This window comes from Fusobacterium sp., assembly GCF_032477075.1.
GTDB lineage: Bacteria > Fusobacteriota > Fusobacteriia > Fusobacteriales > Fusobacteriaceae > Fusobacterium_A.
On record NZ_JAWDXO010000001.1, the window covers coordinates 215,166 to 230,799 of the forward strand.

The 15,634-nt window shown below is 29.4% G+C and carries 12 protein-coding genes and 1 pseudogene; 3 read left to right on the forward strand and 10 right to left on the reverse strand.

The window, feature by feature from the left end; translation table 11 throughout:
- Window positions 1-62 precede the first annotated feature (62 nt).
- Complete coding sequence (locus E6771_RS01030) at window positions 63-989, forward strand: YafY family protein (RefSeq protein WP_316088983.1); 927 nt, start codon at window positions 63-65, stop codon at window positions 987-989.
- Window positions 990-1,049: 60 nt separating this feature from the next.
- Here E6771_RS01030 and E6771_RS01035 read toward each other — a convergent pair.
- Window positions 1,050-1,265, reverse strand: a pseudogene (locus E6771_RS01035) (Rid family hydrolase); the annotation flags it as partial.
- 236 nt (window positions 1,266-1,501) lie between these two features.
- Between E6771_RS01035 and E6771_RS01040 the strand changes: the two are divergent.
- Window positions 1,502-1,921, forward strand: a complete 420-nt coding sequence (locus tag E6771_RS01040; protein ID WP_316088984.1) for a pyridoxamine 5'-phosphate oxidase family protein — start codon at window positions 1,502-1,504, stop codon at window positions 1,919-1,921.
- Between the two features lie 364 nt (window positions 1,922-2,285).
- On the opposite strand, the gene E6771_RS01045 is transcribed toward E6771_RS01040, so the two are convergent.
- The 3 genes from E6771_RS01045 to E6771_RS01055 are packed head-to-tail and all read right to left on the reverse strand — an operon-like array spanning window position 2,286 to window position 7,101.
- A complete protein-coding gene (locus E6771_RS01045) occupies window positions 2,286-4,352 on the reverse strand; it encodes a sigma-54 interaction domain-containing protein (protein WP_316088986.1) in 2,067 nt (688 codons plus the stop codon).
- Between the two features lie 53 nt (window positions 4,353-4,405).
- Complete coding sequence (locus E6771_RS01050; RefSeq protein ID WP_316088987.1) at window positions 4,406-5,995, reverse strand: N-acyl-D-amino-acid deacylase family protein; 1,590 nt, start codon at window positions 5,993-5,995, stop codon at window positions 4,406-4,408.
- 11 nt (window positions 5,996-6,006) lie between these two features.
- Complete coding sequence (locus tag E6771_RS01055) at window positions 6,007-7,101, reverse strand: 1-aminocyclopropane-1-carboxylate deaminase/D-cysteine desulfhydrase (protein ID WP_316088988.1); 1,095 nt, start codon at window positions 7,099-7,101, stop codon at window positions 6,007-6,009.
- A 379-nt stretch (window positions 7,102-7,480) separates the two neighbouring features.
- On the opposite strand from E6771_RS01055, the gene E6771_RS01060 reads away from it, so the two are divergent.
- Window positions 7,481-8,818: a Na+/H+ antiporter NhaC family protein gene (locus E6771_RS01060; protein WP_316088990.1), complete on the forward strand. Its 1,338-nt coding sequence runs from the start codon at window positions 7,481-7,483 to the stop codon at window positions 8,816-8,818.
- An 87-nt stretch (window positions 8,819-8,905) separates the two neighbouring features.
- Here the strand turns inward: E6771_RS01060 and ggt are convergent, their stop codons facing one another.
- From ggt to E6771_RS01090, 6 genes are all read right to left on the reverse strand, one after another.
- Window positions 8,906-10,513, reverse strand: a complete 1,608-nt coding sequence (gene ggt, locus E6771_RS01065) for a gamma-glutamyltransferase (RefSeq protein WP_316088991.1) — start codon at window positions 10,511-10,513, stop codon at window positions 8,906-8,908.
- A 50-nt stretch (window positions 10,514-10,563) separates the two neighbouring features.
- Entirely contained in the window at window positions 10,564-11,745 is a 1,182-nt protein-coding gene (locus E6771_RS01070; RefSeq protein WP_316088993.1) for a hypothetical protein, read from the reverse strand.
- A 33-nt stretch (window positions 11,746-11,778) separates the two neighbouring features.
- Window positions 11,779-13,296 (reverse strand): ABC transporter substrate-binding protein, encoded by a 1,518-nt coding sequence (locus E6771_RS01075; protein WP_316088995.1) that lies wholly within the window; start codon window positions 13,294-13,296, stop codon window positions 11,779-11,781.
- Between the two features lie 308 nt (window positions 13,297-13,604).
- Entirely contained in the window at window positions 13,605-14,291 is a 687-nt protein-coding gene (locus tag E6771_RS01080; RefSeq protein WP_316088996.1) for a DUF554 domain-containing protein, read from the reverse strand.
- 23 nt (window positions 14,292-14,314) lie between these two features.
- On the reverse strand, window positions 14,315-15,091 hold the full coding sequence (locus tag E6771_RS01085; RefSeq protein ID WP_316088998.1) for a Cof-type HAD-IIB family hydrolase: 777 nt from the start codon (window positions 15,089-15,091) through the stop codon (window positions 14,315-14,317).
- A 174-nt stretch (window positions 15,092-15,265) separates the two neighbouring features.
- Complete coding sequence (locus tag E6771_RS01090) at window positions 15,266-15,619, reverse strand: hypothetical protein (RefSeq protein WP_316089000.1); 354 nt, start codon at window positions 15,617-15,619, stop codon at window positions 15,266-15,268.
- Window positions 15,620-15,634 lie beyond the last annotated feature (15 nt).

Here is a 15,634-nt window from a genome sequence, read left to right on the forward strand (position 1 = left end):
CATTAAAAAGCTGACATCAGTATGTCATAGTTTAAAAATAAAAATTCAGGATGTGATAAAATTTGAAAATTGATAGACTTCTTTCTATTGTTATAGCCCTTCTTGAACAGAATAAAATAAGTGCGTCTAAATTAGCTGAAATGTTTGAAGTGACTCCGAGGACTATTTACAGAGATATAGAAGCAATACAGGCAGCAGGGATACCCATTGTTACTTATACTGGTATCAACGGAGGTATTAGTATTTTAGAAAAATATAAAATAGATAAAAAATTTTTTACTAAGGAAGATATAACTACTCTTATGACAGGATTAGGAAGTATATCTTCATCAGTTTCCAATGGTGAATTGAATAAAGTTCTTACAAAATTGCAAAGCCTTATTCCAGAAGAGCATATTCAGGAGATAAAGCTGAAATCAGGGCAGATAATAATTGATTTGACTACATGGAGTGGAAATAAAAAACTTCAAAGTAATCTCAATAAGATAAAAGAATCTTTAAATGAAAGAAAATGTCTTATATTTCATTATCTGGATGGAAGTGGAAAGAGTTCAAAAAGAAAGGTAGAACCTTATCAACTTTTGTGGAAAGAGGAAAAATGGTATATGAATAGTTATTGTACTTTAAGAAATGACTTTCGTCTTTTTAAGTTGGCAAGAATTTCCCAATTAAAAGTACTTGATGAAACTTTTTCTTTAAGGAAATTTGATATAAAAGATTTGGAAATGAACTGGATAGAAAAAAGAATAATAAATATAAAACTCCTTGCTGATATTTCTCTAAAAGAAAGAATACTTGAAAGATGTGAAGAAGAGAATATAACATATTGTGGAAAAGATAAAATGATTGTTAATTTCCCATTTGTAGATGATGATTTTGATTATGAAGAGCTTCTTAGTTTTGGAAATAAATGTGAGTGTTTGGAACCAATAGAAGTAAGAGAAAAATTGATAGAGATGATAAAAAATATGATGGAAATATATAATTAAAATAAAAAAATGGAGAGGAATTCAACTGTTGAATTTCTCCCCATTTTTAATTATATATTACTATTTTACAGCAATAACTTCTATTTCAACTTTTACATCTTTTGGAAGTCTAGCTACTTCAACACATACTCTTGCAGGTTTTACCTCTCCAAGATATTCAGCATAAACTTCATTTACAGCTATGAAATCATTCATATCTTTAATGAATACACCAGCTCTTACTACATCTTTAAAAGTATATCCAGCAGCTTCAAGTATAGCTTTAATATTTTCTATGAGAACATTTCCATTTTTTATCAAAAGCATAAATTACTCCTTAATATATATTTATTTTAATTATATATTAAGCAATTTCTGTGCTAGAATCAAAATTTTTTAATAATATTTAATTCTCTAAAGAAAAAGTGATTTTTAATACAATATTTCAAGTATTTAAAAAAAATTATAATAATAATTCTAATATCATAATGATAGAAAATATAGTATACTAAAATATAAGAGGGGGGATTGATATGAAAGATGTAGAAAAAACATTGAGAAATCTCATAGAAAAACAAGGAGTAGTATACATAAGTTCAATAGATGAAGAAGGATTTCCAAATACTAAGGCAATGCTTCCACCAAGAAAAAAAGAAGGAATTAAAGTTTTTTACTTTACAACAAACACTTCTTCTATGCGTGTTAGACAATATAAAATAAATTCTAAAGCATGTATTTATTTTTGTGACAGACGTTTTTTTAGAGGTATTATGTTGAAGGGGAAGATAGAAATACTTGAAGATAATTTAAGTAAAAAAATGATATGGAAAGATGGAGATGAACTGTATTATTCAAAAGGAGTTACTGATCCAGATTATTGTGTATTAAAGTTTACTGCTGAAAGTGGTAGATTTTATAGTAATTTTAATTCAGAAAATATTATAATTAAATAATAAAAAAATTTAGAAGATATATTGCAGTAAATGTATTAATAAAAAAATATAGAAAATAATATTGTGTAAATAAAAAATTTTCAGTAATTAAACAGTTTAAAATTTGAACTGCCATAATTACTGAAATTATATTTAATATTATAAACACAATTTTATAAATGAGTTATATTATATTTATCTATGATGTAGCAATACCTATACCAAGCATGTTAACAGCTTTATTTTTATAATTAGAATCACCTTTAAATAACTCCAAAGCTTTTTTTAAAATAGAAAAAAGTATAAAATATTAAAAATTTTTTCAAATTTCTAATATTTTATACTTGTGGAAAAACCAATTAATAATAACATTTTTTCAATTGAATCAACTCAAATTTTTTAATTTTTTTATAATATTATTTCCTTTTTCAGTTAAATAAGTACCACTTCTTCCTTTATTTACTCTAACATACTTTTCTTTTTGAAATTTTTTCAATATTTCTCTAACTTCATGCTCAGTTATAAGGCAGCCCATATCTTCACAGGCTTTTATAATTCCATTTCTTCCAAATCCTTTTCCATAGGAGTAACGATTTTCTAAAACTTGTAAAACAGCAACTTCTTGAGGTAAAAATTTTAAATGTGAACTATTGTTAACTGATGATTTTTTAAAATTTACTTTTATATGATTTTGAATTAAACTATTTTGAAATGGTTCTGGCAAATGAATATAATCAATTTTAGATATATCCAAACATGAAAAATATTCAATTAGATTTCTTAATTCTCGGACATTTCCCAGCCATGGATAATTTAAAAATATTGATTTTACTGTATCAGTTAATTCAAAATTTGTATTTAATTCATTTTGAAAATATTTAATAAGAGAAAAGATATCTTCTTTTCTTTCTTTTAATGAAGGAATTCTAATAGGAATTACATTTAGTCTATAATATAAATCTTTTCTAAATTTAGATTGAGAAATTTTTTCAAGAATATTTTCATTTGTAGATGAAATTATTCTTACATCTATACCAATAGGTTCTGTTGCTCCTATTTTAACTATTTCTTTTTCTTGTAAAACTCTTAATAATTTTACTTGCATCATTGGACTCATTGATTCAATTTCATCTAAAAAAAGTGTTCCTCCATTTGCAAATTCAAAAAGACCAATTTTACCACCTTTTTTTGCACCAGTAAAAGAACCTTCAGTATATCCAAAAAGTTCACTTTCAAGAAGTGTTTCAGGAAGAGCAGCACAATTTATTGCTACAAAAGCTGAATCTCTTCTGGGAGAAGCATTATGGATAGCTTGAGCAAACATTTCCTTACCTGCTCCACTGTCTCCTTCAAGAATTATAGAACAGTTATTTGCAGCCATTCGTATGGCTATATCTTTTACTGATTGAATTGCAGAACTTGTTCCTATGATATCTTCAAATGTAAATTTAGCGTAGGATTTTTTTTTGATTTTTTGTATACGTAGTGCATTTTGCTTTTTTTCAGATAAATCGAATTTTTCTAATAAAGCAAAATTACCTAAAAATTTATTCTTTAAAAGCAGAGGCATTATTGATACACTGATTTCATTATTTTCTATTTTAATAAGTTTTGAATTTTCATTTGTAAAAATAGGCAATGGAGTAATTGAAAGCCATGGGAAAACTTCTTTTATTGATTTACCTAGGATATTAAATTTTAATTGAAGTAGATTTTTTGCTACATCATTTATCATAGTAATATTATTTTGTTCATCCATAATAATAACTCCTGAATCAAGAGAATTTAATATAGCTTCCAATTTTAATTCAGTAGTAAGGTTATTGTATGATATTTTTTGAAGAGAATAATTTTTTACAGCTAAAGAATTAATATAATTTTCAAATTCCTTCTCTTTTAATACAAAAGTGAGATCCAGTTTCAGAGCTATTTCATAAATGGTATTAACAGATAATTTTCTACATCCTAAATCAATGCAATTAGATATTTTAGAGGGAATAAGTTCTTTTTCTCCAGTTGCAAAAGCAAGATCAACTGAGGGAACTTTTTTCATTTTTGGATAATATAAAAAGAATTCAATATTAGATATTCCTAAGTGAGTTAATTGAGATAAACTCTCCATTGTCATATGCTTATTTTGATTTACTATTAATGCTTTTGTGCCAACAGGATATTTTTTTAAAATATCAATTGCTTTTTTAGAAAAAACAATATCAGCCTTAACAGTTTTAGATTCTGGGGGTAAAAAATCTTCTGCCCATTTATATTTTTTTATATCATCACTTGTAGCTGATAAAAGATATAAATCACAGTTATGAAGAAGTTTTATAGTTTTTTCTTCAATACTGTAAGTATAAATATCAATATTATCAGTGAAAACCTGAGATAATATATCTTTATAAAAATTAGCAATAGAACTGGCTTTAGAAATTATGCCTATTGATTTTTTCATTAGTATTCCCCCTTTTATAAGTATATGCAAAAAAAGCTGTTTAAAAACAGCTTTTAATGAAGAACTTCTCCATATTTCCCAATTAACTTTTCATTTTTCCATGCAATTTTCCCATTGACCAGCACATAATCCATTCCTGTAGAAAGATTATTAGAGTTATCAAAAGTAGAGTTATCTCCAAGTTTATCAATATCAAAAATAAGTATATCAGCAAAATATCCTTCTTTTAAAACTCCTCGTCTTTGAAAATGCAATCTTTTGGCAGGCATTTGTGTAATTTTATGAATTCCTTCTTGTAATGAAATAATTTTTAAATCTCTGACATAATATTTAAGAAAATGTGTAAAAGCAGCCATTTTTCTAGGATGTGGTGTATCACTTTCATCATATAGAGCATCAGAAATTACAATTGAATAAGGTAATTGTGCAATTTTTATAATATCATCTGGAGAAATATTAAAACCAACAATTCCAACTTTTCCATCTTCATTTTTAAGTAAATGAGCAATAAATTCTATTTCATCTTTATAACCATATTCAACAGTGCAATGGTGAATGGTTTTTCCTATATATTTTTTATTTTCTATTTTTGAAAGACTGTTGATCATAGAATGAGACCAACGAAAATCAGGATCAATATTTTCATCATTTGGCCCTGGATTATAATAGCAATAACGTATTTTTTCTATATTTTCATGAGAAGTAATTTCTTTTAATATATCAGTAAAAGGTCTGTCTAAAAAAGAAACTGGAAGAATTGCAGCTAAAGTAGTAGCAGTTCCATGATAAGGATAAAAATCTACTGTAATATCCATTCCTTTTTTTTCTTGGGCTTCCTCTATTAACTTAATTGCTTTATCAAGAGTTTTTCCCCAGTTGTCTGGACCCAATGCTTTTAAATGACTTATATGGAGAGACATTTCATTTTCTTCAGCAATCTCAATACTTTCCTTAACTGCTTCTACAAGTCTTGAAGCTTCATCACGCATATGTGGCATATAAATCAACTGTTTTCCTTTACATGGAGCAAATAATTTTTTCATTTCTTCTGCAGTATTATATACTTCAGGGAGATATACTAAACCAGATGAAAATCCTTTTACTCCACAAGAAATAGCTTCATTGATATATTTTTGGGCTTCTTTCATTTCTGATTCAGTAAAGGCAGAAGGTTTATATCCTTTTACAGCAACTCTGATAGAACCAGTACCTTGCAATGTTGAGATATTGACAGCTTTATTTATAGTTTTTAAATCAGCAATATAATCACTTAATTTTGGATATTTAATATCATTTACAGGATAACCATGTGTTGGAACAGAATAGTCATATAGATTTTTTGAGTTTTGTGTATAAGGAGCAAATGAAAAACCACAAACTCCAGTTCCTATAGTAGTAATTCCTTGAGCTAATTCAAGTTCTCCGAAATTTTTTTTAAAAACTGCAAGATCACAATGTCTATGAATATCAATGAATCCAGGAGTTACAAGTTTATTTTCAGCATCTATAATTTTTGCAGCTTTAAAGGTAATACATTTATCTATCTTTTCAATAATATTATTTTTAATAAGAATATCCCCAATAAATGGTTTGTTTTCTAGTGTTCCATCATAAATCAAGCCATTTTTAATTAGTATATACATATTGCCACTCCTTATAATTTCATAACTGTTACATGATCATTTTCTTCATCTGACCATAATAAACTTTGTAAAGAATCACAATGTTCTTTTCCAAATAAACCAGGAGCACCACCAGAGTGAAGTAATATTGCATTTTCATTTGCTGGAATTATTTCTTTTTTTATTAAATCCACAAACCCTCTAAAAACTTTTCCAGTATAGCAGGGATCAAGTATAATTGCTTCTGAAGAAGCCATTAGCTCTATACTTTTTTGAGTTTCTAAATCAGGTTCATTATAATCTGTACCTCCATAAGGAATTGGTTCATTACCAATTTCAAGATGGATATCCTCTTTCTGACATGTAAATCCCATATCAAAATATTCACTTATTTCATTTATTGATTTTACAGTTTCTTCAATAGGACAATAATCTGGTTCTATTGGAATACCAATAATTTCAAAAGGAGCATTAAAATATTTTGCACCAGCCCATAAACCAGCAAATGTACCTGTTGAACCATAACCACATATAAGATATTTAGCATTGATATTTTGTTCCTGCATTTGTTTTATAATTTCAGGGACAAACATTGCATATCCAGCGGAACCAATAACTCCCTGTCCTCCAACAGGAATACTCAATACTTTTTCTCCCTGAGCTTCATATTTTTTTAGAATATTATCTGTACATTCTTTTAAGAATTTTTTTTCAGCAATTTGACGTTCAGATTTTGATAAATTTTTAACTGATGAATAATCAACAAAATAAATATCAGCTCCCATCAATCTATCAAGGAGAAGATTTCCTGATAGATAATCAGGTTTTTTCCCTTTCAAAATCAGAATAGGTTTCAGTCCATATTTTATGGCAGCAGCAACTGTCAATCTACCATGATTTGTCTGTACACCACCAAATGTCATAAGTGCAGTGTAGCCATTATCAATAGCATATTGAATCAAGTATTCAAGTTTTCTTGTTTTATTACCACCTAAAGCTAATCCAGACATATCATCTCGCTTAATATATAAATTTCCTTTACCAAGTTTTTGAGAAAGTATTTTCATAAATTCAAGTGGAGTATTAGTATAACCAACATTAGCTTTTTTCAAATTTTCTATTTTCATTAAAATCATCCGCCTTTTAAAAAAATAATAAGGCAAATATTTAAGTTTATGTTCACTTGTATTATAAGAGGGAAAAAATAAGATGTCAAGATTATTTTAATATATAGGTTAAATATCCTGTTTTAATTTTATTTTATCCTATTTTTATCCTTATTTCACCAATTTATGTTTTTATAGTAGATATTTTTGGGAATATAATTGCATTTTTAATAGAAAATTATAAAATTATTTTTAATAGAAATTTTAATATATTCTTTAATTGTAAGTTATTATATTTATGGCACAAAAGTTGCTTATATATAGTGCAGAGGTAAATATATAAGTTATGTTCAATTTTTTAAAATGGGGGTATCATAAAAACATATAAAGGAGAGGGGTTATGAAAGAAAAAAAATTAGGTGGATCTGCGTTTATTCCTATGTTAGTTTTTCTTATTCTTTATTTGGGCAGTGGATGCTATTTTACAATAACAGGTGTAAGTAATGCATGGAACTTATTTCCGCGCCATGCTGCAATATTTATTGGAATCATAGTGGCATGTCTTATGTATAGACAGATGCCTTTTGAAACAAAAATTAAGAAGTTTTGTATTGCAGCAGGAAATGATGGAGTAGTAATGATGTGTATGATTTTCTTAGTCGCAGGGGCTTTTGCAGGAGTAGCGAAACAAATGGGGGGAGTAGCCAGTGTTGTAAATTTAGGACTTTCTTTTATTCCAACAAGTTTTGTATTACCAGGAATTTTTATAATATCTTCACTTGTTGCAACTGCTATTGGTACTTCTTCAGGAACTCTTGTAGCTATTGCTCCGATTGCTCTTGCAATAGCTGAAACTACAGGAACAAGTATTCCTATGTTTTTTGGAGCTGTCTATAGTGGAGCTCTATTTGGTGATAATTTATCTATTATTTCAGACACAACTATAGCAGCAACTAAAGGTGCTGGTTGTGAAATGAAAGATAAGTTTAAAATGAATTTTAAGATTGCTCTGCCAGCAGCAATAGTTTCAGCAATACTTTATTATATAACAGGAAGTCATATAACTATCAGTTCAGAAACACTTCCATACAATATATTGCTTATTTTACCTTATATTTATGTAATAGTAGCAGCAGTAAAAGGAATAGATGTATTTATAGTTCTTGTGTCTGGAACATTCCTTGCAGGAATTGTTGGAATGTTTGCTGGAACTATGACAATGATAACATTTGTTCAATCAATTGGAACTGGAATGTCTGGAATGATGTCTACAGCAATAGTAGCAATGCTTTTAAGAGGTCTTATTGGATTGATTGAGGAATTTGGTGGAATTGAATGGCTTATAAAAGTACTTCGCAGAAATGTTAAAACTCGTAAAGGAGCAGAATATTGCATAGGGGCTATGTCAGGGTTATTAGATTTTGCACTTATTAATAATACGATTGCTATAATGATAACAGCACCTATAGCAAAAGATATTGCAGAAGAACATCATATTTCTCCTAAAAGAAATGCAAGTTTAATGGATATTTTTGCCTGTGCTGTTCATGGACTTGCTCCACATGCAGGGGGTATGTTGACACTTTCTGGTTTTTATGCAGCATTAAATCCTCTTGAAGTAGTTAAATATAATTTTTATTGTTATTTCTTAATTTTAGCAGTAATTATCACAATTCAATTTGGTTTACTTCGTACTAAAGAAGAAAAAGAGTATATAAAAAGTCAAGAAAGAGTTTAATAGTTAAAGTAATAATATTTATAATATAAAAAATGGTGACAAAAAAGATAAATTAACAAGTCACCATTTTCTTATTAAAATTTTATTTTAATATAAAGCAATATGTCCATCTGTTCTAGGTTCAGTTCCACCTACTAGAACTCCATTTTCCATTCTCCAGATGATCTCTCCTCTTCCCATCATTAGTGGATCATACAGAACTTTTATATCATGACCCATTGCTGCTAATTCATATGCTATATGTTCTGGAACTCCATATTCCAATTCTATATTTTTCTTTCCTACCCACTGCCATCTTGGAGCATCTAAGGCTGCCTGTGGATTCATTAGGAAATCCACTGTATTAGTTACCACCTGTACATGTCCCTGTGGCTGCATAAATCCTCCCATTACTCCAAATGGTCCTACAGCTTTTCCATCTTTTCCTAAAAATCCTGGTATTATTGTATGATATGGTTTCTTTCCTGGTCCTACACAGTTTGCACTTTCAAGATCAAGGTTAAAGTTATTACCTCTGTTATGAAGAGCTATTCCTGTTCCAGGCACTACCATTCCAGAACCAAATCCCATATAATTACTTTGAATATACGATATCATATTTCCTTCATTATCTGCTGCTGCCAGATATACAGTTCCTCCACAATATGGATCTCCTGCTTCTGGCATTATAGCTGTACTTCCTATCAGTTTTGCTCTATCCTCTGCATATGCTTTAGATAGTAATTGTTCAACTGTTACTTTCATAAATCTAGGGTCTGCTACATATTTTTGCACATCTACAAATGCAAGCTTCATTGCTTCTATCATTGTATGATATGATCTTACTGTTTCTCTCGCTTCAAACTGGAATCTATCTAAGATATTAAGCGCCATAAGAGCACTTATTCCATGCCCATTAGGTGGAAGTTCATAAACATCATACCCATGATATTTTACAGAAATAGGTTCCACCCATTCTGCTTCAAACTCTTCTAAGTCATCTTTTCTAAGATATCCATTATATTTTTTAGAGAATGCATCTATTTTATCTGCAAGCTCTCCTTTATAGAAAGCATCTGCATAAGTATCTCCTATCATTTCCAAAGTATCTGCATGATCTGGAAGTCTTACTACATCTCCTATCTCTGGGCATTTTCCATTTTCTGTAAAAGTTTCAAACCAGTATTTAAATTCTTCTCCTTCTTCTTTACCAAAGTTAACAGCAGCTTTCTTCCAAAGTTTAGCAACATTTACAGGTACAGCATACCCTTCTCTTGCTAATTTTACAGCTGGAGCTACAACTTCACTTAAAGGAAGTTTACCGAATTTCTTGCTTAATTCTGCCCAAGCTTTAGGTATTCCTGGTACATTTACAGGAATGAATCCATATTTAGGCATCTCCTTTAATCCTTTATTTAAAAGATCTTGAGCTTCAAGAAGCTTTGGTGAGGGACCACTGGCATTAAGTCCATACATTTTATTATTTACACTGAGGATAGCAAACCCATCTCCTCCTATTCCATTACCAGTAGGCTCTACAACAGTAAGAGCAGCAGCAGTGGCAATAGCAGCATCTATTGCATTTCCTCCTTTTTTAAGTATTTCAAGTCCAGCTTGTGCAGCAAGTGGAGATCCAGTTGCTACCATTCCATTTTTAGCATACATCACATTTCTTCTTGATGGATACGGATAAATAGTAGAATCAAATTTTAACATCTTATTCCTCCTAGAGATTAATTTAAAATTTATATGAAGATATGTTTTTATTAAAGAAGCTCAACAAATATTCCTGCGATAATGATAGAGATAGTGGTTACTGAAGCAAGTCCTGCAACAACATATGCTGGAATTATTCTTTTAAGTATAGCATTTTTTTCCTCTTCGTCATCTGTAAGAGCAGTAGCTATTTCATTAGCAATAAGATATGTAGCTGGGAATCCAAGAAGCTGTGCCATAGCTATACCCATTGCCAGATCTCTTGATCCAACTATTTTCCATGTAGGAAGAAGATAAATTAAAAGATAAGTTCCTATTACAAATGCAGCAAATATTATAAGCAGTTGGAATCCCAAAGTAGTAAGATCTCCAAAAGAAATTTTAGCAAGAGATGGAATCAAACTTGCAAAAACTGCAAATGAAAGGAATCCAGAAACTTTTGCTTTATCAAGTATAGCATTAGGAACAGCTCCAGTATATGAAAGAATAGTTCCCAGTAAAAGTGCTGTAATACTAGCATTAAGTCCAGTTTTTTCCTGAACTATTCTTGAAATGAAAGCTGCAGCAGCAGCAATAGCCATACAAGTAAAAGATGTAAAATATTTTTCATTCTTTTTAGCAAAAGTTATTTTAGTTTCTTTAACTGGAGCTTTTTTATCATCAGTAACAGCTTGAATTTTTCCAGCTCTGAATTGTTCTAATACTTTTCTTCCTTCTCTCATACCAAAGTATGAAGCAGGAGGAGTTCCAACAAATTTCTGAATAGCATACACAAGAGTACCAAGTGCAGCAACAGTTTGGAATCCTTTTTCCATAGCAGCACCAGTCATTATTTGAGTAGCAATAATTCCACCATTAATAATAGGAATAGAAACAACAGCTGCTTCTTTTCCAACTAGGGGAATAACAGCAAAGACAGCAATTATTCCTACTATCATGGAAATAATTGCCATAACAACAGTTCTCCATTCATCAATAAGTTCTTTAATGTTAATCATAGTTCCCATGTGAAAAATAAGCAAAGGAGCACTCCAAGCAGCTGATTGAGATAATCCTGCTTTTTGAATCATATCAGCTGGTATCATTTTAGTCATAAATCCAACTAAGAATAAAAACATTGCAACAAAAACTGATGAAAGCTTAGCTTTTGTAAAAACTCCTAAAAAATCACCTATTGCAAAGAATAGTACCGTTAAAAATAAAAATAAAAACATGTAACCTGCGTTCGTCATAAATTTTCCCCCTTAATCGCGTTTTTTATTTAATTAAAATTCAATGTCTTTTATAACATGGAAATATGTAGATCTAAATTTAAAGTTTTTGATATTTTTTCTCATAACCATATTATCCATTGAATAATAAAGTGGCACACAAGCAATATCATCTTGAATCATTTGCTGAGCTATTTCATAGTTATGTTTTCTTTCTGCTGGATCAGAAGTCGCTCTTCCAGCTTCTATATATTTATCAAGTTCAGGATTCTTATATCTTCCATGGTTACCAGCTGCTCCAGCTGAACTGCTGTGATATAGTGGGAAAAGGATATTATCAGAATCTCCAGTTCCTCCACTCCATCCTCCAAGTTTCATCTCAAAGTTTGCATTAGCAAGATCTTGAAGATAAGTAGCCCATGCTACAACTTCTATTTCAAGTTCTAGCCCTATCTCTTTAAGATTTGATTGAATAATTTGTGCTACTTGTACTCTTGATGGATTATCATTAGTTATTATTTTTAATTTACTTCCAGTTAAACCATTTTCTTCAACTATCTGTTTAGCTTTTTCCATATCTCTAGGAAGTCCAGTTACTTTATCTGAATATCCAAAAGCCACATTACTGACTGGTGAGTTTGCTTCAATAGCAAGACCATTGTAGATGGCATCTATAATACCTTTTTTATCTATAGCCATAGCAATAGCTTCTCTAAGAGCCTTGTTATGGAATTTTTCTTTATCAAAGTTAAATGTAATTGCTTCAGTAAGAACTACTGGTTTGCTTATAATTACTAAATCAGGATTATTTTTAAGATTTTCTAAATCAATAGGTGCAACTGTATAAGCAATGTCTACATCTTTTGCCTCTAGTGCCATAGCTCTAGAAGTATTTTCTGTTATAGTTTTAACTACAAGCTTGTCAAATTTAGGTGCTCCTTGGAAATGATCTTTGAAAGATTCTAAAGTAATCTGTTCACCAGTTCCCCATTCAATAAGCTTGAAAGATCCAGTTCCAACACCAGCTATAGAAAGATCATCATTTTGTTTTTTTACACTTCTTTCATTCAATATAGAAGTTCTTGGGTGAGCAAGATTATATAATATTGATGAGAAAGGTTTTGACAGAGTAATTTTTACAGTGTAGTCATCAAGTGCTTCAACTCCTGAAATAGGATCAACCATAACCATACTTGCTGGTTTATTTTTCATTCTGTTAACACTGAATACTACATCTGAAGATTTTAATTCATCACCATTGTGAAATTTAACCCCTTTTTGCAATTTGAATATAAGCGTAGTAGGATCTTTAAATTCCCAGCTTTCAGCCAATTCAGGAACTATGTTTCCATTTTCATCTATCTCTACCAGACTATTAAAAATCTGTTGAGACATTATTCCCCCAATTACTTCTGAATACATGTGTGGATCAACACCTTTTGGTTTTCCATTTAATCCAACTCTTAAAATTTGTTCCTTCTTCGGTTTTTCAGCTCCTGCTGTTTTTTCTGCTTTATCAGAACATCCTATGAGTCCTAACATAACAAGAAAAATAAAAAATATTTTTTTCATGTTCTCCCCCTTAAAAAATTTTAATAAAAAAAGCTTAGATCTATAAATATAGAATAGGCCTAAGCTTTAACCTCTTTTCAATCCCAAGCCTTTTGTATTTTGTATACTGAAAACAGGCTTGACTAACATAAAAATTTATGTAAAAAATCAATCCTTTAAATCATGATATGAGTAGTATAGGTATATATATTATGACTGTTTTTAAAGTATTGCTTAACATAAATATCTCCTTGTTTTAATTGAATTTTGTTTATGGTATTAATATTACTACTTTTTTTTATATGTGTCAATATTTTTTTATTATAGTGCTAAAAAAATGATACAATAACTTTATATATAATAGGAATAAATAATGCAGGCATAAGATTTCCTATTTTTATGTTTTTATTAAATAAAAGATTTATTCCTAATCCTATCATCATAAGACCACCAACAACAGATATTTGATTGATAACAGCATCATCAAGTCCGCTTTTTATAAAAAAAGCAAAGAGAAATATAGAACCTTGATAAATGAATACTGTAACTGCTGAAAATAGTACTCCTATTCCATATTTTGATGAAAAAATAAGAGAGGCTACACCATCTAAGAGCGCTTTGATAAACAGAATTTCATTATTTCCAGAAAGACCACTTTTTATAGAACCAACAATAGCCATTGCTCCTACATTAAACATTATACTTGTAGTAACAAAACCTTTAACTATATCATTACTTTCATTTTTAGAAAATTTCTTTTCTAAATAAATTCCGAGGAGAGTAAGCCTTTCATCTATTCTTAAAAGTTCTCCAATAATTCCTCCAATAACCATAAATAATATTATAAGCATTCCATTATTGAAGTTTATTCCATCCTTAATTCCTAAAGCTAATATAGAAAGCCCCATAGAAGTCATTATTATATCTTTTATTCTGTCAGGAATACCTTTTTTCAGCCATATACCAAGTAGGCTTCCAAGGATGACAGTGGCTGTATTTACAATATTTCCCAGCATTTTTCCCCCTGATATTTTTTATTTTAAAGTTTAAAGAATTTCTCTATATACAGAGCTACACCATTTTCAATATTTTTAGGTGCAGTATTGTTTATCTCTTTTTTTACTATTTCCTGAGCATTTTCCATAGCCACTGGATGGCCAACTTTTCTAAGCATATCAAGATCATTTTCTCCATCACCAAAAGCCATGATTCTTTTCATATCTATTCCTAATTGCTGAGCTATAACTTTAAGTGCATTTCCTTTACTGCATTCTTTAGGAACTATATCAATACATTCAGGATCGGAAATAGTTATCTCTACTACATCAGAAAATTTTTCTCGCAGTTCCTTATTTATTTTAAGGATTATATCTGCATCTTCTACTATTATTATTTTATGGAGGGCAGGACAATCTTCAATATTTATTAGAATATGTTCTATAAAATCAATTCTTCTGCTATAATCAGTTTTATCATATTCATCTCTGTAAAAATCATCATCTATAAATCCATTATACGCTACTTTTCTATCTCTTAAAAGTTTTATTATTTCTTGAGATGTTTTTTTATCAATAATTTTTTCAAAGATACTTTTTTCTTTTTTATCATATATATTAGCACCATTGTTGCAAATAAGATAGATATCTAATCCTATATCTTTTTTTAGTCTCACAGCAGAAGCTCGTCCTCTTCCAGTAGCTATAGCAAATTCAATTCCATTATCAACTAATTTTTTTACAGCTGCTTTTGTATAATCACTGATCTGACTTTTGGTATCCAATAGAGTTCCATCTAAATCTGATACAACTAATTTCATTTTTTGTTTCCTCCTGTTCCATATCTGATTGTTTTTTTAAAAATATTTTAATTATATTTTACCTTATTATGATAGTGAAAGTAAAGAGAACAATTACTTAAAGAAAATAAAAAAGAGATTCAAAAATATTTTTTGAATCCCTTGATTATATAATTGCAAGTTATTTTTAATTAATTATTGTGGTTTGTTTGCAAGATTTTGATTGTATTCAACTCTTGATTTCATCATTGTAGTTCTTATTCTTCCTTGCTCATTAGCGATCTCAGTGTTTAGTTTTTCAACTTTATTCCAGTCTGGTTTATCTTTAACAAGTTCTTTTCTGATTTCTAATCTTTTTTCATCCATAACAAGTCTTGCTCTTTCCATTTCAGGACTTCTTTTAAATCCATTTTGATTTGAACCACAGTATGAAGATCCAGAATGATATCCTCTTCCCATATTATTTCCATTCCAATTTTGGTGTCCTCTAGCAAATGCTGTAGCACCTAAAGCAAATATCATAATTCCCATTATTGTAAGTTTTTTCATAATTATCATCCTCCA